The sequence below is a fragment of the Streptomyces virginiae genome, from assembly GCF_000720455.1.
GTDB classification, from domain to species: Bacteria; Actinomycetota; Actinomycetes; order Streptomycetales; family Streptomycetaceae; genus Streptomyces; species Streptomyces virginiae.
Genome location: NZ_JOAK01000101.1, coordinates 1 through 386, shown reverse-complemented (window position 1 = coordinate 386; position 386 = coordinate 1). Strand labels below are relative to the sequence as shown.

Here is a 386-nt window from a genome sequence, read left to right as displayed (position 1 = left end):
GCGATGCGGTCCTCGACGGTGCCTTCGGCGATGATCCGGTGGACCTGTACGGGCTGGGTCTGGCCGATGCGGTAGGCGCGGTCGGTGGCCTGTTCCTCGACGGCCGGGTTCCACCAGCGGTCGAAGTGGACGACGTGGCCGGCGCGGGTGAGGTTCAGGCCGGTGCCGGCGGCTTTGAGGGACAGCAGGAAGACGGGGACCTCGCCGGCCTGGAAGCGGTCCACGAGCTCTTCGCGGCGTGCCACCGGGGTGCCGCCGTGCAGGAGTTGGGTGGCGATGCCCCGGGCCGAGAGGTGCCGCTCGATGAGCCGGGCCATCGTCACGTACTGCGTGAACACCAGCACCGAACCGCCCTCGGCGAGGATGGTGTCCAGCAGCTCGTCGAG

General features: G+C 70.7%; 1 protein-coding gene. It reads right to left on the bottom strand.

Going from position 1 to position 386, the window contains the following annotated elements:
• On the bottom strand, positions 1 to 386 hold a 386-nt coding region (locus IG86_RS0138130), incomplete at both ends, for a DEAD/DEAH box helicase (RefSeq protein WP_030903219.1).